The sequence below is a fragment of the Nesterenkonia sp. K-15-9-6 genome (genome assembly GCF_052656005.1).
Genome location: NZ_JBQYEY010000015.1, coordinates 1 through 17,374, shown reverse-complemented (window position 1 = coordinate 17,374; position 17,374 = coordinate 1). Strand labels below are relative to the sequence as shown.

The 17,374-nt window shown below is 66.8% G+C and carries 13 protein-coding genes and 1 tRNA gene; 8 read left to right on the top strand and 6 right to left on the bottom strand.

Annotated elements, in window-relative coordinates; genetic code table 11:
* Positions 1 to 176 precede the first annotated feature (176 nt).
* The 3 genes from SD455_RS10510 to SD455_RS10500 form a co-directional block, all read right to left on the bottom strand.
* Positions 177 to 1,676 carry a DHA2 family efflux MFS transporter permease subunit gene (locus SD455_RS10510; RefSeq protein ID WP_445508071.1) on the bottom strand — a complete coding sequence of 500 codons (1,500 nt, stop codon included), beginning with the start codon at positions 1,674 to 1,676 and terminating at the stop codon, positions 177 to 179.
* Between the two features lie 412 nt (positions 1,677 to 2,088).
* Positions 2,089 to 2,164 (bottom strand) — tRNA-Thr (locus SD455_RS10505).
* Positions 2,165 to 2,276: 112 nt separating this feature from the next.
* Complete coding sequence (locus SD455_RS10500; RefSeq protein WP_139827811.1) at positions 2,277 to 3,194, bottom strand: DsbA family protein; 918 nt, start codon at positions 3,192 to 3,194, stop codon at positions 2,277 to 2,279.
* A gap of 313 nt (positions 3,195 to 3,507) precedes the next feature.
* Here SD455_RS10500 and SD455_RS10495 point away from each other — a divergent pair, with 313 nt between their 5' ends.
* Genes SD455_RS10495 through SD455_RS10485 form a run of 3 tightly spaced genes read left to right on the top strand, consistent with a single transcriptional unit; the run spans position 3,508 to position 7,214 of the window.
* Positions 3,508 to 5,010, top strand: coding sequence for an alpha,alpha-trehalose-phosphate synthase (UDP-forming) (locus SD455_RS10495; RefSeq protein ID WP_311024683.1), 1,503 nt, complete (start codon positions 3,508 to 3,510; stop codon positions 5,008 to 5,010).
* Positions 5,011 to 5,028: 18 nt separating this feature from the next.
* Positions 5,029 to 5,886, top strand: a complete 858-nt coding sequence (otsB, locus tag SD455_RS10490) for a trehalose-phosphatase (RefSeq protein ID WP_445508070.1) — start codon at positions 5,029 to 5,031, stop codon at positions 5,884 to 5,886.
* Complete coding sequence (locus tag SD455_RS10485) at positions 5,883 to 7,214, top strand: DUF4032 domain-containing protein (protein ID WP_344681148.1); 1,332 nt, start codon at positions 5,883 to 5,885, stop codon at positions 7,212 to 7,214. Before otsB ends, SD455_RS10485 begins: the two co-directional genes overlap by 4 nt.
* 29 nt (positions 7,215 to 7,243) lie before the next feature.
* Here SD455_RS10485 and SD455_RS10480 read toward each other — a convergent pair whose 3' ends face one another.
* The 3 genes from SD455_RS10480 to SD455_RS10470 all read right to left on the bottom strand — a co-directional run bounded on the left by SD455_RS10480 (position 7,244) and on the right by SD455_RS10470 (position 8,802).
* A complete protein-coding gene (locus tag SD455_RS10480; RefSeq protein ID WP_344681146.1) occupies positions 7,244 to 7,645 on the bottom strand; it encodes a hypothetical protein in 402 nt (133 codons plus the stop codon).
* Positions 7,646 to 7,649: 4 nt separating this feature from the next.
* Positions 7,650 to 8,117 (bottom strand): hypothetical protein, encoded by a 468-nt coding sequence (locus SD455_RS10475; RefSeq protein WP_344681143.1) that lies wholly within the window; start codon positions 8,115 to 8,117, stop codon positions 7,650 to 7,652.
* Positions 8,118 to 8,196: 79 nt separating this feature from the next.
* The gene (locus tag SD455_RS10470) at positions 8,197 to 8,802 is read right to left on the bottom strand and encodes a hypothetical protein (protein ID WP_445508069.1); all 606 of its coding nucleotides are present in this window, start codon (positions 8,800 to 8,802) and stop codon (positions 8,197 to 8,199) included.
* Positions 8,803 to 9,082: 280 nt separating this feature from the next.
* Here SD455_RS10470 and SD455_RS10465 point away from each other — a divergent pair, with 280 nt between their 5' ends.
* From SD455_RS10465 to bcp, 5 genes are all read left to right on the top strand, one after another.
* Positions 9,083 to 11,056 carry a type I restriction-modification system subunit M gene (locus tag SD455_RS10465; RefSeq protein ID WP_445508068.1) on the top strand — a complete coding sequence of 658 codons (1,974 nt, stop codon included), beginning with the start codon at positions 9,083 to 9,085 and terminating at the stop codon, positions 11,054 to 11,056.
* Complete coding sequence (locus SD455_RS10460; protein ID WP_445508067.1) at positions 11,053 to 12,354, top strand: hypothetical protein; 1,302 nt, start codon at positions 11,053 to 11,055, stop codon at positions 12,352 to 12,354. The genes SD455_RS10465 and SD455_RS10460 overlap by 4 nt, the downstream gene beginning before the upstream one ends.
* A 103-nt stretch (positions 12,355 to 12,457) precedes the next feature.
* Positions 12,458 to 13,606: an ATP-binding protein gene (locus SD455_RS10455; RefSeq protein WP_445508066.1), complete on the top strand. Its 1,149-nt coding sequence runs from the start codon at positions 12,458 to 12,460 to the stop codon at positions 13,604 to 13,606.
* Positions 13,603 to 16,755: a type I restriction endonuclease subunit R gene (locus SD455_RS10450; RefSeq protein WP_445508065.1), complete on the top strand. Its 3,153-nt coding sequence runs from the start codon at positions 13,603 to 13,605 to the stop codon at positions 16,753 to 16,755. The genes SD455_RS10455 and SD455_RS10450 overlap by 4 nt, the downstream gene beginning before the upstream one ends.
* Positions 16,756 to 16,829: 74 nt before the next feature.
* Positions 16,830 to 17,294 (top strand): thioredoxin-dependent thiol peroxidase, encoded by a 465-nt coding sequence (gene bcp, locus SD455_RS10445; protein WP_445508064.1) that lies wholly within the window; start codon positions 16,830 to 16,832, stop codon positions 17,292 to 17,294.
* Positions 17,295 to 17,374: the final 80 nt, after the last annotated feature.

The window sequence follows — 17,374 nt, the reverse complement described above, 5'->3', positions numbered from 1 at the left end:
AACATCGGCGCCGGCAGGACGAACGCGGCGCCGGACGCGGCCCTGCCAGACGGCCGCAGACCTCACGCAGACAGACGACGCCGGGCCCGGCAGAGATGATCAGTGCATCTCTGCCGGGCCCGGCGTCGTCTGTGGATCCCGCCCGCTCTCAGCGGGCGATTCTCAGTGGGCGGCTCTCAGTGGGCGGCGGCCGGCGCGGCCTCCCCCTGGTCCGGTCGGCCATGCTCCGCAGGGTCCCCACCCTCGGCCTCTCCGGCCTTGGTGGCGCGCAGAGTCAGCCCGAGGGCCAGGGTGCCCAGGCTCATCACGGCAGCCGTGCGGAAGGCGGTGCGGAAGCCTTCGACGGCGGCGGCGTCAGGGTCCAGCCCGCGAGCCGTCGCGGCGGCCGCACCCAGGCCCAGCACGGTGACCAGCAGCGCAGTGCCGACGGCGGCGGCCAGCTGCTGCAGGGTGTTCAGCACCGCTGAGCCGTGGGAGTACAGCGGCTGCGGCAGCGGATTCATGGCCGTGGTGAAGGCCGGGGTGAACAGGCAGGCCAGCCCGAAGCTGAGCACCAGGTGCAGCCCGAGGACCGCCCAGATGCTGCTGTCCGGGCTCAGCAGGCTCATCAGGAACAGCGCGATGACCAACAGGGAGGCCCCGGGGACGACGAGCGGCTTGGGGCCGACGCGGTCATAGAGGCGCCCGACGATCGGAGCCAGGAGCGCCATCAGCACGCCGCCAGGCAGCATCAGCAGGCCGGTCTGCAGCGTGTCCAGACCGCGGACCTGCTGCAGGAACAGCGGCAGCATGATGATCGCGCCGAACAGGGCGATCATCATCAGCAGCATCATCAGCAGCGAGCGCGTGAACATGGTGTACCGGAACGGCGAGAGATTCAGCAGCGGGTTCCCGCCCTTCTGCAGGCGGATCTGCAGCCAGGTGAAGGCGGCCAGGAACAGCACGCCGACGATCAGCACCACCAGGGCGACGACGTCGACGCCGGCTTCGACGGTCTCATCCACGCCGGCACCTTCACCGTGGCCACCGCCGAGCTGGCTGATGCCGTAGACGACTCCGGCGAAGCCGGGCACCGAGAGCAGCAGCGAGGGCACGGACAGTCCGCCGCCCTTGACTCCGGGGCTGCTGTCCAGACGGGGACGCCCCAGCACCAGCGCCACCAGGGCGATGGGCAGGATCATCAGGAACAGGAACCGCCAGTCGGCGATGTGCAGGATCAGCCCGGACAGCGCCGGACCGGTGGCCGGAGCCACCGAGATCACGATGGAGATGTTCCCCATGACCACCCCGCGGCGCTGCAGCGGCACCAGGGTCAGCGTGGTGGTCATCAGCAGGGGCAGCATCATCGCGGTGCCGGCGGCCTGCACGATGCGACCGACCAGCAGCATGGGGAACCCGAAGGCGGCCGCGGCGATCGCCGTGCCGAGGCTGAAGAGCACCATGGCGATGGTGAAGACGGTCCGCAGGCTGAACCGCTGCATCAGGTAACCCGTGGTGGGGATGACCGTGGCCAGGGTCAGCATGAACGCGGTGGTCAGCCACTGGATGGTGGTCTCTCCGACCTGGAACTCCACCATCAGCGGCTGCAGGGCGACGTTCATGATGGTCTCGTTGAGGATCATGATGAACGCGGCGATGAGCAGCGTGCCGATGGTGAACTTGTCACCGGCGGGCATCCTGGGCACCTCGACGGGGGGTGCGGGCGGCGGGGTTGACGGTGCGCTCATGAGGCCTCCGGAGACGATGATGGTCCTGCAGGTCCGTGCCTCGGAGGCACGGACCTGCAGGACTCACGGTGGGTCGATGGTCAGACGGCGGCGCCGCATCCCGTAGCAGGGAGGGAGGGCTGCCGCATGGCACCGGGCATCGTCGCGACAGCGACGGAGAGGCACAGGGTGCATGCTAGTCCGCTTCAGTCAACCGGCGGCCCGGCGCAGGTATTCCCGATCGTCGGTGAGATCTTCTGAAGATCAGGCGGACATCGACGCATGCGCGCCGCGCATGGAACGCCTGTCCTCGGGCTGTCCGCGGGCTGTCCTCGGGCTGTCCGCGGGCTGTCCGCGGGCTGTCCGCGGATCCGGGATGCTGTGGAGCCCCCTGCCGGGTTCGAACCGACGACCTGCTGTTTACAAGACAGCTGCTCTACCAGCTGAGCTAAGGAGGCGTGGCGCCGCAGCGCCGGAGACCCATCCTACCGGCGGATCTCCTCAGGTGACCAGTTCATGGTCGGACGACCCTGCGGGCGGAAGCATGGCCCCCGCCCGCGGTCCGCAGGATCAGGACTCGTCGTCCGCGTCCCCGTCGGCGTCTTCAGCGTCAGCATCCTCGTCGTCGGCGTCCTCGTCGGCGTCCGCGTCGCCGATCCTCGACTCGACGAACTCCCGGAAGCCCATCTCGGAGGTGCTCCAGTCCTCGTCGTCGAGGTAGACGGTCGGTGTCCCGCCCACACCCTGAGCGGAGGCCTGGCGCGAGGTGTAGGTGACGAAGGCCCGGTAGGTGCCACCCTCCACGCAGGACTCGATGTCCGCACCGTAGGCCTCGGCCCGAGCGACGAGCTCGTCGTTGGACAGCTCCCCCTGCGGCTGGTGCGTCACGACTTCGGCCAGGTAGTCCAGGTAGTTCTCCGGGGACTCCTCCGCCATGCAGACCGTGGCGTTGGCCCCTCGCGAGGAGTAGTTGGTGGTGGAGTTCTGGTCCAGGAACCCGACCATGCGGTACTCGACGGTGATCTGGCCGGCGTCGACCCATTCCTTGATCTGTTCGCCGTGCTCAGTCTCGAAGTTGGCGCAGTGCACGCAGTTCACGTCGGCGTAGACCACCAGATGCGGGGGCTCACCCTCCTCGCCCGGCTCCACACCGATGGGCAGCTCGGTCTCGGACTCCGGCACGTCCGAGGCGTCGACCGTGCCGAGGTCGGCCCCGTCGATGATCTCGGTGGCCGAGGTCAGCGTGATGCCGCCCTGCTCGTTCGCCGAGGCGGGAGCGGGGCCTTCGCTGGCGGTCATCCGCTCCTGACCGGCGCGCTGATTGATGATGAAGAAGGTCAGACCCACCACGACGGCGAGCGCCACCACGATCACGCCGACGCGCAGCATCACGGAAGTCCTGCGCTGCTTGGCCTCCTCCTCCTGCTGGATGCGTCGGGCCTGGTCGCGGGCGCTGCCGCCCGAGGTCTGGGGATTTCGAGCCATCATGTCTCCGAAGATGTCGTAGTGCCGGCTCCGCGCAGGCGGATCCGGGGAACGGTCGCATCCAGGGTAGCCCCTCACTCCGGGGGTTTCCTGGACGGGTCGGCTCCCATGACGGCGGCGTCGTGGCTGGTCACGACGCCGTCGCCGCGCTGACAGGGCTCAGCCGGCCGGAGGTCGATCTTCCTCACATTCAGGCCCGGAACGGCGCCGGTCCGGGTAGAGTTGCGCCACACAGGATGCGACGGGCGTCACAGGCCATCGCCGGTGGTGATGGTCGCAGCGGACGCCGTCCTCGAGAGGAAGGGAGTTCGCGCTGATGGCTCAGAAGAGCGGGTACGACTTCGTGGTGGTGGCCAATCGGCTCGCCGTGGACCGGATCACCACTGAGGACGGCGGGACGGGGTGGCGCCGCTCCCCCGGCGGACTGGTCACCGCTCTGGCCCCGATCATGGCGCAGTCCGACGGCGCCTGGGTGGGCTGGCACGGTGCGGCGGATGAGACGCTGGAGCCGTTCGACCACGCCGGCATGCACCTGGTGCCCGTCCCGCTGAGCGAGCAGGAGGTGGAGGACTACTACGAGGGGTTCTCCAATGCGACGCTGTGGCCGCTCTACCATGATGTGATCGCCCGCCCGGAGTTCCACCGCCACTGGTTCGAGGCGTATCGACGGGTGAACCGGCGCTTCGCAGAGGCCGCGGCCGCCGTCGCCGCCGAAGGTGCGACCATCTGGGTGCAGGACTACCAGCTGCAGCTGGTGCCCGCCATGCTGCGCGAGCTGCGCCCGGATGTGAGGATCGGGTTCTTCAACCACATCCCCTTCCCTCCCCCGGGACTGTTCTCCCAGCTCCCCTGGCGGCATTCGGTGCTGCGGGGACTGCTCGGCGCAGACCTCATCGGCTTCCAGCGCGAGTCCGACGCCCGGAACTTCCAGCGGGTGGTGCGCCACCGGCTGGGCTACTACATCAAGTCGGACCAGATCTACGTCCCCTCCGAAGAGCCGGAGCCGGACCAGCTGTCCTCCCTGCCCGGCCTGCATCCGGACCCGGCGCGCGGCACGGTCGCCCGCCAGGCGGCCGCCCCGCAGCAGGGCGACTACCGCATCGCGGAGGCCAAGGCGTTCCCCATCTCCATCGACACCCAGAAGATCGTGGAGCTGGCGGAGCGCCCGGACATCATCGCCCGCTCCGAGCAGATCCGGCGCGAGCTGGGCAACCCGGAGACGATCTTCCTGGGCGTGGACCGCCTGGACTACACCAAGGGCATCCGGCACCGGATGAAGGCCTACGAGGAGCTGCTGGCCGACGGCGAGCTCACGGTGGGCCAGGCCTGCCTGGTGCAGGTGGCCAGCCCCTCCCGGGAAGGCGTGGAGTCCTACCGGCTGCTGCGGGAGGAGATCGAGTCCACCGTCGGGCGGATCAACGGCGAGTACGACACCCTGGCCCACACCGCGATCCGCTACCTGCACCACTCCTACCCGGTGGAAGAGATGGTGGCGCTGTATCTGGCCGCCGACGTCATGCTGGTCACCGCGCTGCGCGACGGCATGAACCTGGTGGCCAAGGAGTATGTGGCCGCCCGCAAGTCGGGACAGGGCGTGCTGGTGCTCTCCGAGTTCACCGGCGCGGCGGACCAGATGCGTCAGGCGCTGCTCATCAATCCCCATGATGTGGACGAACTGAAGACTGCGATGGTCAAGGCCGCCACCATGGAGCCGGAGAATGCGCGACGGCGGATGCGCAGCCTGCGCCGTCAGGTGGTCTCCCACAACGTGCAGCGCTGGGCCGAGGAGTTCCTCGAGCGTCTGGCGGAGCTGCGCTGATCGGGAGATACTCGAGCCATGACCACAGATCACGCTCCACGGGACGCCTCCGTGACGGCGCTGGACGGTGACCTGGTGGCCGCCCTGCGGCGCTTCGCCGCGCTGCCGAAGATCCTGGTGTGCCTGGACTTCGACGGCTGTGTGGCCGAGCTGGTCCCCGACGCTGACGATGCCCGGCCGGAGCCGGCCAACGCGGAGGCGGTCCAGCGCCTCTCGGAGTTCGACGGGGTGCGGGTCGCCTATGTCTCCGGGCGCGGACTGGACACGCTGCGGGAGATCGCCGCGCCGCCGTCGGGAACCCTGCTGATCGGTTCCCACGGCGCCGAACGGGATGTGGCGGACCTGGCCGAGGAGGATGCGCAGCTGGTCCTGACCTCGAAGCAGGAGGCCGCACGGACCCGCCTGCTGGAGGTCTTCGAGACCATCGCGGCCGGCACCGACGGCGCCTGGGTGGAGCACAAGCCCGCCGGGGCGGCCATGCATGTGCGCAAGGTGCCCGACGCCGCGGAGGCCGAGCAGGTGCTCACCGAGGCGCGCGCCGCCGTCGCCGCCCTGGACGAGGTCCACCCGAAGGAGGGCAAGGCGGTGCTGGAGGCCGTGGTCGTGCAGGCCACCAAGGGCGAGGGCATCACCGAGCTGCGCGAGCTGGTGTCCCCGGATGCGGTGTTCTTCGCCGGCGACGACGTCACCGACGAGTTCGGATTCGCGGTGCTGGCCGGTGCCGACGTCGGAGTGAAGGTGGGCGAGGGTGAGACCCGCGCCGACCACAGGATCGGGGCTCCGCCCCAGCTGGCCGATGTGCTGACCGTGATCGCAGACGCCCGCGAGCGGGCCGGAGCCGCAGGGGCCCCGGCCGCAGAGAAGGAGCAGCAGTGAATCCAGTCCCAGGCCTGAGCCTGACCGCCTCCGGCACCATCCCGCAGGAGCTGCTGGACCTGCCGTGGCATCTGCCGCTGGTGGAGTGGCCGGAGGACGTGATCGCCGCGCTGCCGCGAGGCATCTCCCGGCACATCGTGCGGTTCGCCCATCTGGGCGGGTCGATCATCGCCATCAAGGAGACCTCGGAGCGGGCCGCCCGGCACGAGTACCGGATGCTGCGCCGGCTGGGCCGGTTGGGCGCGCCGTGCGTGAAGCCGGTGGCCGAGGTGACCGGTCGCACCCGGGAGGACGGCACTGCGCTGTCCCCGGCGCTGATCACCCGGCACCTGCGGTTCTCGCTGCCGTATCGGGCGGTGTTCAACCAGATGATGCGCAAGGAGACCCTGCACCGACTGATCGACGCCCAGGCGCTGCTGATGGTGGAGCTGCACCTGATCGGCTTCTACTGGGGCGACGTCTCCCTGTCGAACACCCTGTTCCGCCGCGATGCCGGCCAGTTCGCCGCCTACCTGGTGGACGCCGAGACCGGGGAGATCCACCCCGAGCTCTCGACCGGGCAGCGCGAGTACGACCTCGAGCTGGCCCAGGTGAACATCGCCGGGGAGCTGATGGACCTCATGGAGGGCGGCATGGTGGACGAGGAGGTCGATCCTATCGCCACCAGCCACCAGTTCATCGACTCCTACCGGGGCCTGTGGAGCGAGCTCACCGGGGACACCGCCTTCAACCCGGACCAGCAGTGGCTGATCGAGGAGCGGATCCGCCGGCTCAACGAGCTGGGCTTCGACGTCGAGGAATACGACATCCGCTCGGCCAGCGCGGACGGCAAGCTGCTGCTGCGCCCCAAGGTGGTGGACCCCGGGCACCACCAGCGGCGGCTGATGAACCTCACCGGCCTGGACGTGCAGGAGAACCAGGCCCGGCGGCTGCTGGGCGCGATCGACGCCTACCGGGCGCAGACCGACCCGCACGGTGATGAGGCGGTGGCCGCCCATATGTGGACCCAGCAGGTGTTCCAGCCGCTGATCGCCCAGATCCCCCGGGAGCTGCGGGACAAGCTGGAGCCGGCCGAGCTGATGCACCAGCTGATCGACCACCGCTGGAAGCTCTCCGAGCGGGAGGGCCGAGACGTAGAGCTGGCCGATGCGCTGCCCAGCTTCATCGAGGAGGAGCTGCGCGGCTACCGGGACGAGGCGGTGCTGATGATCAACCCGCCCACCGATGTGATCGAGCAGCTGGAACGCGGAGAGCGCGACGACGAGGACGACGACGGCATCAGCTTCACCGGAGAGGACGACGCCGTCTGGGCGGCCGACCCGGAGTGAGGGGGCGGCCCCACCGGACGATCACCGTCTCAATGGCTTCCGAGCGAGATGCTGATGATCTGGACGATCCTGTGGGGATCTCCGTCAACTGAGGTCCTGTAGTTCGGATTGAATCGGTAGTCGACACGTGCGGCGCCCGTGACCTCGTAGTGGTAGACCCTCGACATGCCGTCCGCGGTGGGGCCATACCGCCTGCCTTTCATCGGAGTCACGGTTCCTAACAGCGGCTGCTGATCCGGCCTCGTGGTGAGGTGCTGCCACAGTTCCTGCGCGTTGCTCTCACCGCAGAGATCGAGGATGCGGTTCCACGCGTCGACGTGCTTACGATGCACTATCACCCTCCACACCGGCTTCTCAACGGGCTGACCCGATGCCGGGTAGCGGGCGGCCACGAACGGTCGGTACGCCTTCGGCTGCGGATTTTCAGTCATCGGCTCAGCCGTCGAGCTCGACCCAGTCTTCGTCCGTCGTCTCGCCGTCCAGGATGTCGCGGGCGACGGGATCTGACAGCGTCTCCGCACTCATCTGCCACTGGTGCAGCAACGCTTCCACCGCGTCGTGATTATCGCCGGATGCGGCACGGACGATGGCGTCGTTGATCTCCTGCCGGAACTCTTCGATATCTGCATCATCAAAGACTTCAAGGAATGCCCAGGGTCCGAAGTCACTGGCGCGTCGGTCTTCCCTCGGTCGCCGCAGCGCCGTATCCAGGGTCAAGTACGCCACGGCGTAATGACGAATCGCCGCCACGTGCTCGAGACGAGCCTCACGGAGCATGACCAACGATTCACCGTCAGTACTGCGCAACCGAGCCTTGGAACGGAGTGCGTCAGCGATGAAGGCTTTACGGTTGCTGCCGGCCAAGTCCGAGGATTGGTAGATGTGTTCAGCTGCAACACTCATGATCTCGCCTCCTTCTTGCTAAGATCGTGGATACGATCATGACACAGATAGTGCCATGCGGCCACGTGTGATCGACCGCTCAGGCCTGCCGCACCTCGACCTCCCCCGCGGAGAGCGCCAGGAAGTAGTTCTCAATGAGCTTCTCCACCGTCCAGCCACGAGCTTGTGCCTGCCGAGCCAAGATGTGCTGCGCTTCCTTCAGCAGCACCACGAATACGTCGCCAAGAGCTTCCTCAGTGAACGAGCAGGAGACCAGCACGAGTATTTCAGCGAGAGCGGTGTTCAGAACCAGCATGTCCTCAAGGTCGAGCGACCTCTGAATGCCCCACGGTGGGCGACCACGCCGAATCAGCATCTGGGCGACCAGGCAGGTCTGCGCAGCTTGGAAGGCTTGTCGCTCCGATTCATCACTCACCGACGCCTCGAGGTGCTCGACGATGACCACCGTCATTTCCTCAGGCTCGAGATCATCCATGTCGGCTGCGAGCTCAATCAGGCCTCCGATACGTGTCAGCAGATAGTGAAACCGATCCGTGGCGAGCTCTGGAGTCGCACGATTCGTTGTGTGGTGAGCAATGAAGGCGGAAGCTGAGCGGACAAGCGCAACGCCAAAGGTGTCCAGGTGCTCGGCGACCAATACGCCGGCGCGCTGGGCGTCGCGGTGCACAGCGACGGCCGTGATCACCTCTCTGACCGCACGTGCGGCAGCGAGATCGTTGTCGTCGACCCTATGAGGCATTCTGCGTCCCCTCTCTTGCGGCGTTGCCCTTTCATGATGGACGACAACACTGACACCACAGGTCACACATCGCCCCAGCGAGCTTCACGGAGGAGGATGGCTCGCTCCACCCCAGCGAAGTGCTGGCCGTTCATAGACCCTGGTCAGCCCGATGCAACTCCAGAGTTGATACCGCAATCCAGTACGCTGGCCAGCAGTTGCCCCGCCCATCACGGAAGGCCCTCGAGTGTCGCTCAACCACGCCCAGTTCATCTGGCAGGCCGCGGACATCCTCCGCGGCACCTATAAGCAGCACCAGTATGGGGACATCATCCTCCCGTTCACCGTGCTGGCCCGCCTGGATGCGGTGCTCGCGCCCACCAAGGATTCCGTGCTGGCAGCCTCGGAGGGCTTCGATGAGGACGCCGAGCCGCCGCTGGGCATGCTGCGGGTCCGGGCAGATCACCACTACAGCTTCTTCAACCGCTCGCGGCACACGCTGAAGACGCTGCGCGGCGATGCGGACAACATCGAGGAGAACCTGCGCGGCTATGTGAACGGGTTCTCCGCCAATGTGCGGGACATCTTCGAGCAGTACAAGCTCGAGGACACGATCATCGAGCTCGCCCGGCACGATCTGCTGCTGCAGGTTCTGCAGCACTTCTCCCACGTGGACCTGCATCCGGAGCGGGTGACCAATGAGCAGATGGGCCATATCTTCGAGGAGCTGATCCGCAAGTTCGCGGAGGCCTCCAATGAGACCGCCGGTGAGCATTTCACCCCGCGCGAGGTCATCGAGCTGATGGTCACTCTGCTGCTCAATGATGAGGAGAACCTCCACACTCCGGGCGTGGTCCGTGAGGTCTATGACCCGACGGCCGGCACCGGCGGGATGCTCTCGGTGGCCGATGACAAGATCAAGGCCATCAATCCGGACGCCTCGGTGAACCTGCTGGGCCAGGAGATCAACCCGGCTTCCTATGCCATCTGCAAGGCGGACATGGTGGTCAAAGGCCAGGACATCGGCAACATCGTCTTGGGGAACACCCTCACCGAGCCGGCCTTCAAGGGACGCACCTTCCACTATGGGCTCTCGAATCCGCCGTTCGGCGTGGACTGGAAGCAGTACCGCTCCCGGGTGCAGACCGAGCATGAGGTGCAGGGATACTCGGGACGGTTCGGTCCGGGGCTCCCCCGCGTCTCGGACGGCTCCCTGCTGTTCCTGATGCACCTGATCTCGAAGCTGCGCGAGCCGGGCGGTGAGGCGCAGAACGTGGGCGGCCGTGGCGCGATCGTGCTCAACGGCTCGCCGCTGTTCACCGGTGGGGCGGGCTCCGGGGAGTCGAGCATCCGACAGTGGGTGCTGGAGAACGACTACCTGGAGGCCATCGTCGGTCTGCCGACGGACATGTTCTACAACACCGGCATCTCCACCTATGTGTGGCTGCTCAACAAGGAGAAGCCGAAGGCCCGGCGCGGCACGGTCCAGCTGATCGACGCCACGGAGATGTTCACCAAGATGCGCAAGTCGGTGGGCTCGAAGCGCAAGATGCTCGGAGCTGAGGACATCGCGCGCATCGCGCAGCTGTATCAGGCGTTCGAGGAGTCCAAGCACTCAAAAATCTTCAGGAACGAGGACTTCTTCTACCGGACCATCACGGTGGAGCGACCCCTGCGGCTGAACTACGCCTACTCTGCCGACCGCGTGGAGCGGGCACGGGCATCCAAGATGTTCGCCAAGCTCGACGACTACGCCCAGGCCGCGCTAGGCGGCGCGCTGGAGAAGGCGTCCGCCGGGTGGAACGGGCACGTCTCCACGAATCGTGAGGAGTTCCGCCAGGACCTGAAGAAGCGTTGTGACGAGGCAGGTGTGACGCTGAAGCCTGCCGAGCTGAAGGCTCTGGTGGCAGAGCTCAGCGAACATGACGACGACGGCGAGCTGGTCACCAAGCGAGACGGCACGCCCGAGCCGAACACCTCCTTGCGAGACACGGAGAACGTCCCGTGGGATGAGGACCTCGACGAGTATTTGGAGCGAGAGGTCAAGCCGTTCGTCCCGGAGGCCTGGGTGGATGACTCGAAGACGAAGATCGGCACCGAGATCCCCTTCACTCGGCACTTCTACGAGTACGTGCCGCCGCGGCCGCTCGAAGAGATCGACCGCGACCTTGATGAGGTACTGGGCAGGATTCGCGCACGCCTGGAGCAGGTGAAGTCATGAACGCCATCAACTCACTTGACGAGACTGTCCGGCGGTCTGCGAATCTGACGCGTGCCAGGGTCGTACCGTTGAAGCACCTGTTCTCAAGAGCCAAGACAGTCAGTTCGGGGTCGCAAACGCTGCTGTCGTTGTACCGCGACTACGGCATCGTTCCCAAGGATAGCCGGGACGACAATTTCAATCGAGCATCCGATGATCTGAGCAACTATCAGCAGGTCAATCCAGGGGACCTCGTCGTCAATAAGATGAAGGCCTGGCAAGGGTCTGTGGGTATCAGTGGTTACTCCGGAATCATCAGCCCGGCATATTTCGTATACCGCCCGATCAGCGAGCACCCGGTGCGGTACTTCCACTACGTGTTCCGATCCGACGTCTACCGCCAAGCCTTCGGCAGCATTTCTTCAGGTGTGCGCCCGAATCAGTGGGACCTGGATCCGGATGCATTCGGCAGGCTTCCCGTGGCTGTGCCGCCCGTGCGTCGGGCGCAAACCATCGCCGACTACCTCGACCACGAGACCGCCGAGATCGACGCCTTCATCGCCGACCTCCAAAAGTTCCTCGCTCTGTCCGCGGAACATCTGGACTCCTTCTGGGACGCGGAGTTTCGAAGGCTCGTTGGAGTCCACCCAGTAGTAGAGCTGCGCCGGGTGCTGCGATCTCTCGTCGATGGCCCTTTCGGGTCTGCTCTGACATCTTCCAGCTACTCTGATGAGGGAGCTCCCGTCGTACGGCTAGGAAATATCCGGCGCAACAGATTCAGCACGGAGCCACGAGTCTATGTCCCCCGGGGTTATGCCGCTCAGCTCTCTTCCCACGACGTCGAACCTGGAGACGTAGTGATCGCAGGGCTTGGGGATGAGAAACTCCCGCTGGGGCGTGCAGCGGTTGTACCGGCGGAGTTCGGCAGGGGCATCGTCAAAGCCGACTGCTACCGGGCGCGGACGTCCGAACGCGTGTCTCCTGCCTACCTGGCCTGGGCGCTCTCGTCACCGGCAATGAGTGCCGCGTTCCAAATGATGGGGAGAGGGACCACCCGCACCAGGTTGAATCTGGGCATTGTGTCAGCTGCGAAGATCCCCCTTCCCGACCGCAAGGCCCAGGAGAACTTCGTCCACGTTCATAACACCGCGGCTGCGGCGCACGCCTCCATGGTTGACGCCGTGAACCGTGCCGTCGACCTCGCCCGCGAGCGCCGCGCCGCGCTCATCTCCGCCGCGGTCACAGGCCAGATCGACGTCACGCAGAAGCACCGGCCGGTCGCCGAACAGCTCGAAGACGAGGTCAAACAGCTGCACTGAGCAGTGCCAGCCCTCCCATCGTCCCCACGAGCTCGTCAATCCCTCCCACACCTACCTGGCAAATCCGCATGACACGTGCGGATTTGCCAGGTAGCATCGCATCATGGAGCAACGCCCCCACGCAGAAGCTGCGCTCCACCGCGCCCTGCGCCGGGCGCCAGTGGTCCTCCTCGTAGGCGCACGCCAAGTCGGCAAGACCACACTGGCCCGCACCGTCGTCGCCCCTGGCTCAGAGAACTACTTCGACCTGGAGAACCCGGTAGATCTCGCTCGACTGGAGCAGCCGATGCTGGCCCTGGAAGGCCTCACTGGAACGGTCGTCATCGACGAAGTGCAGCGGCACCCAGAGCTGTTCCCCGTGCTGCGCGTCCTCGCGGACCGAGACGACGCCCCAGCCACCTTCCTCGTCCTCGGCAGCGCCTCCCCGGAAGCACTGCGCCAGTCCTCAGAATCCCTGGCCGGCAGGATTGAGATCGTCGAACTCCCCGGGCTCGGCCCTGCTGACGCAGAAGACCCGGAGGCCGTCTGGCTGCGAGGCGGCTACCCGAGGTCCCTGCTCGCCGACACAGACGAGGACTCCCTGGACTGGCGGCGCTCCTACCTGCGCACCCTGGCCAACCGGGACCTCGCCGAGTTCGGCTTCTCCCTACCCGCGTCCACGATCACGCGCTTCCTCGGGCTGCTCTCGCACCAGCACGGAGGGCCCATCAACGCCGCCTCCATCGCGGGAAACCTCGACATCGGCGAGTCCACCGTCCGGAAGTACCTCGACGGCCTCCGCGACGCCCTGCTGATCCGCTCCCTTCCGCCCTGGCACACCAACCACGGCAAGCGCCTGGTCCGAACACCGCGTACGTATCTCCGCGACACCGGCCTGCTCCACGCCCTCTGGGGGAACGTCCCCGACCACGCCTCCCTGCTGCGGCACCCCAGCGTCGGCTCCTCCTGGGAGGGATTCGTGATCGACGAGGTGCTGCGCCGCTCCGCAGAGTTCCAGCCCTACTTCTGGCGCACCAAAGGTGGCGCCGAGCTCGACCTGATGCTGGACGGCCCCCGCCGCCTCGGATTCGAGATCAAACGTGCCGACGCGCCCCGGCTCTCCACATCCATGCGCTCCGCCTCCCAAGACCTCGACCTCGACCACCTGTGGGTCATCTACCCCGGCACGCGCCGCTACCGACTGACAGACCAGGTGAGCGTGCTCCCGTTCGAGCAGCTCATCGCCCTCGACTCGATCCAGGAGCTGCCATGAGCCAGATCCACCATGAGGACACCTTCCAGCGGGAGATCGCGGAGCACCTGGCCCATCACGGGTGGCTGCACTCCCCTGAGGCCCACGGGTACGACGTCGAGCGAGCCCTCTGGCCCGAGGACCTGCTCGGCTGGCTCGAGGACACCGACCCGGACAACTACGCCCGCCTCGTCCCGCCTGAGGCCGATGCCGCCGTCCGCGAACGCGGCCAGCGCCGCATCCTCGACCGCGTGGCCAAAGTCCTGGCGACCAGCGAGGACCAGGGCGGCGGCACCCTGAAGACCCTCCGTGGCGGCGTCGACATCCCCGGCGCCCGGCGCCTCAGCCTGCTGCAGGCGCCCGTCTCCACCGACCTCAACCCGCAGGCAACCCGACGCTACGGCCAGAACCGCCTCCGCGTGGTGCGCGAAGTCCGCTACTCAGCGCGGAAGCAGGACCGCATCGACCTGGTGCTGTTCCTCAACGGCATCCCCGTGGCCACCATCGAGACCAAGAGCTCCTTCAGCCAGCCGCTGGAGGAGGCGAAGAAGCAGTACCGGCAGGACCGCAAGCCCCAGGGCGAGCCCCTGCTCACCCCCTTCCGGGGCGCGTTGGTGCACTTCGCCGTCGCTGAAGAGAACGTGGCCATGACCACCGCCCTCGCCGGGGAGGAGACCTTCTTCCTGCCCTTCGACACCGGGCATGACAACGGGGCGGGCAATCCTCCACGCGAGGGCAAGCACCGCACCAGCTACCTGTGGGAGGAGGTGCTGGAGCGTGACACCTGGCTGACCATCCTCACCAAGTTCATCTACATCAACCACGAGACCCGCACCGACCCCGTCACCGGGGAGGTCCAGGAGAAGCGCCAGCTGCGCTTCCCCCGCTACCACCAGTGGCGAGCCGTCACCCGGCTCACCCAGGCCGCCCGGACAGAAGGCCCCGGACACAAGTACCTCATCCAGCACTCCGCGGGCTCCGGCAAGACTGACTCCATCGCCTGGACTGCCCACCGGCTGGCCGACCTGCAGCACGCCGACGGACAGAAGGTCTTCGACGCCATCATCGTCATCTCCGACCGGCAGATCCTGGACAGCCAGCTCCAGGACGCCGTCGACCAGCTCACCCACGTCACCGGCAAGTTCCAGCCCATCACCCGCGGCTCGGAAGGCTCCAAGACCGCCCAGTTCCTGGACGCGCTGGCCGCCGAGGTGCCCATCATCGGGCTGACCCTGCAGACCTTCCCCCACGCCCTGGCGAAGATGCGTGAAGAGGGCGGAGTCCTGGCCGGGCGGCGCTTCGCCGTCGTCGCCGATGAGGCCCACTCCTCCCAGACCGGAGCCGCCTCCGACGCGCTGAAGGAACTCCTCTACCGCAACCAGGAGCGCGAGGCGCAGCAGGCGGAACAGGCTCAGCAGTCCGACCAAGCCCAGGAACCCCTCGACGACGACCAGGACGCCCTGAACCTGATGGCCGCCCGCACCGACGAGGACCAGCGGATCAGCTTCTTCGCCTTCACCGCCACCCCGAAGGCCAAGACCCTGGAGCTCTTCGGCCGCCGAGACGAACACGGCGAACTCCAGCCCTTCGACCTGTACTCCATGAAGCAGGCCATCCAGGAGAAGTTCATCCTGGACGTCCTGAAGAACTACACCTCCTACGACGTCGCTGCGCGCATCGCCCGGGACGGCGAGGAGACCGGCGAGGAGATCGATGTCCGCCGCGCCACCCGGGCAGTGATCGGGCAGGTGGAGCTGCACCCGACCAACGTCAGCTCCAAGGTCCACGAGATCATCCGACACTTCCAGCACACCGTCCGCCCCGAACTCGGCGGGCGCGCCAAAGCCATGGTGGTCACCGCGTCCCGCCAAGCGGCCGTCGCCTACCACCGGGCGTTCCAGCGGGCCGTCAAGGAACAGGACCTGGACTTGAAGGCCCTGGTGGCGTTCTCCGGTGAGGTGGAGGACCCGGACGCACCCGACGTGCCCGGCTTCGATCGGCCCACTGTGACCGAGACCTCCGAGAACCCGGACCTGCGTGGCCGCGACCTCGCCGTCGTGTTCCGCCAGCCCGACCAGCATGTGCTGATCGTGGCCAATAAGTACCAAACCGGGTTCGACGAGCCGCTGCTGGTGGGCATGTACGTGGACAAGAAGCTCTCCGGGATCTCCGCGGTCCAGACGCTCTCGCGTCTGAACAGGCAGGCGCGGGGCAAGTACAACACGTACATTCTGGACTTCGTCAATGAGCCCGAGCAGATCCAGGCGGCCTTCCAGGAGTACTACGAGGACGCGCAGATCGTCACCGAGTCCGACCCGGACCTGGTGGCCGACCTGAAGCAGAAGCTGGAGAACGCCGGCATCATCACCCGCTCCGAGGTGGAGCACTTCTGGAGCGTCTGGCGGGACACCCAGCACCTGGCCCAGGCACACAGCCGACTCTCCGCCGCGCTGGATCCTGCGGTGGACCGGTTCGCCCACCAGTGGAGACAGGCCGTGCTCGCCGAGGACTCGGAGAGGCTCGAGACCCTGCGAGAGTTTCGCAAGACCCTGGTCCAGTACACCAAGACATACGCGTTCTTCAGCCAGATCCTCCACTACGGCGACGAGATGTACGAGAAGCTTTCGACCTACGGGGAGATGCTGGTCCGTAAGCTGGCCAACTTCACTGAGGAGGACGCCGACCCGGACTATGTGGACGTCGAGGACGTCGTCCTGACGCACTACCGGCTGGAGAAGCTGCGTGAAGAGGACATGCGCCTCCACGACGGCGGCGCCGAAGGCCTACGCGGCATGACCGAGGCCGGCATCACGCGCAGCGACGAGACCAAGCGTGCCGACTGGGACACCATCGTCGAGAAGATCAACCGCTACTTCGGCGACCTCGACGTCGACGACGAATACAAGGTCCAAGGAATCCAGGCGCTCATCCGCGAGACCAGTAAGGACGACCGCCTCCACGACCAGGCCCGGCACAACACTCGAGAGGACTTCCAGGTCTCCCCCACCCTGCACCGCACGGTCGAGGACGCCGTCTGGTCGCACGAGTCGAGCAGCCAGGACGTCATGAAGGCCATCCGTGAGATGAGCACCGCGGACCTCGTCCACGCGCTGATGGACTTCGGGCTCTACGAGCACATCCACCAGAAGGCGACCCACTCCTCCACTTGACATCCATATTATGGATATCTGATTCCATATCACGATAGACTGGCGGTGTCCCTGACCCCTCTCGAGGAGACCTCATGACACGCCTTCAGGTGGGCCAGCCGGCCCCCGCCTTCACCCTGTCCGACGCCGACGGCGACCAGGTCAGCACCGCCGACTTCGCCGGGCAGCACCTGATCGTCTACTTCTACCCCAAGGCCGCCACCCCGGGCTGCACCACCGAAGCCTGCGACTTCCGGGACAACCTGGCCTCCCTGCAGGCGGCCGGATACGCCGTCGTCGGGGTCTCCCCCGATGAGCCAGAGGCGCTGCGCCGCTTCACCGAGGACCAGCAGCTGACCTTCCCGCTGCTCTCCGACGCCGACCAGGCCACCGCCCGCGCCTACGGCACCTTCGGCACCAAGAACCTCGGAGACCGCACGGTGGAAGGCACCCTGCGCTCCACCTTCGTCATCGACCCCGAGGGCACGCTGCGCCACGCAGCCTACGAGGTCGCCGCCGACGGGCATGTGGCCGAGCTGCGCCGCACCCTGGGAGTCTGAGCTCGGCGCCTGAGCGCCGTCCGCGCTCCGCCCCGCACCAGACCCAGACGCCGCGGGCCCCGACCAGATCTGGTCGGGGC

Coding starts and splice junctions, on each gene's coding strand:
- SD455_RS10510 (WP_445508071.1), bottom strand. CDS start 1,676: ATGCCCGCCGGTGACAAGTTCACCATCGGCACGCTGCTCATCGCCGCG.
- SD455_RS10495 (WP_311024683.1), top strand. CDS start 3,508: ATGGCTCAGAAGAGCGGGTACGACTTCGTGGTGGTGGCCAATCGGCTC.
- SD455_RS10450 (WP_445508065.1), top strand. CDS start 13,603: ATGAGCCAGATCCACCATGAGGACACCTTCCAGCGGGAGATCGCGGAG.
- SD455_RS10500 (WP_139827811.1), bottom strand. CDS start 3,194: ATGATGGCTCGAAATCCCCAGACCTCGGGCGGCAGCGCCCGCGACCAG.
- SD455_RS10475 (WP_344681143.1), bottom strand. CDS start 8,117: ATGAGTGTTGCAGCTGAACACATCTACCAATCCTCGGACTTGGCCGGC.
- SD455_RS10460 (WP_445508067.1), top strand. CDS start 11,053: ATGAACGCCATCAACTCACTTGACGAGACTGTCCGGCGGTCTGCGAAT.
- bcp (WP_445508064.1), top strand. CDS start 16,830: ATGACACGCCTTCAGGTGGGCCAGCCGGCCCCCGCCTTCACCCTGTCC.
- otsB (WP_445508070.1), top strand. CDS start 5,029: ATGACCACAGATCACGCTCCACGGGACGCCTCCGTGACGGCGCTGGAC.
- SD455_RS10455 (WP_445508066.1), top strand. CDS start 12,458: ATGGAGCAACGCCCCCACGCAGAAGCTGCGCTCCACCGCGCCCTGCGC.
- SD455_RS10480 (WP_344681146.1), bottom strand. CDS start 7,645: ATGACTGAAAATCCGCAGCCGAAGGCGTACCGACCGTTCGTGGCCGCC.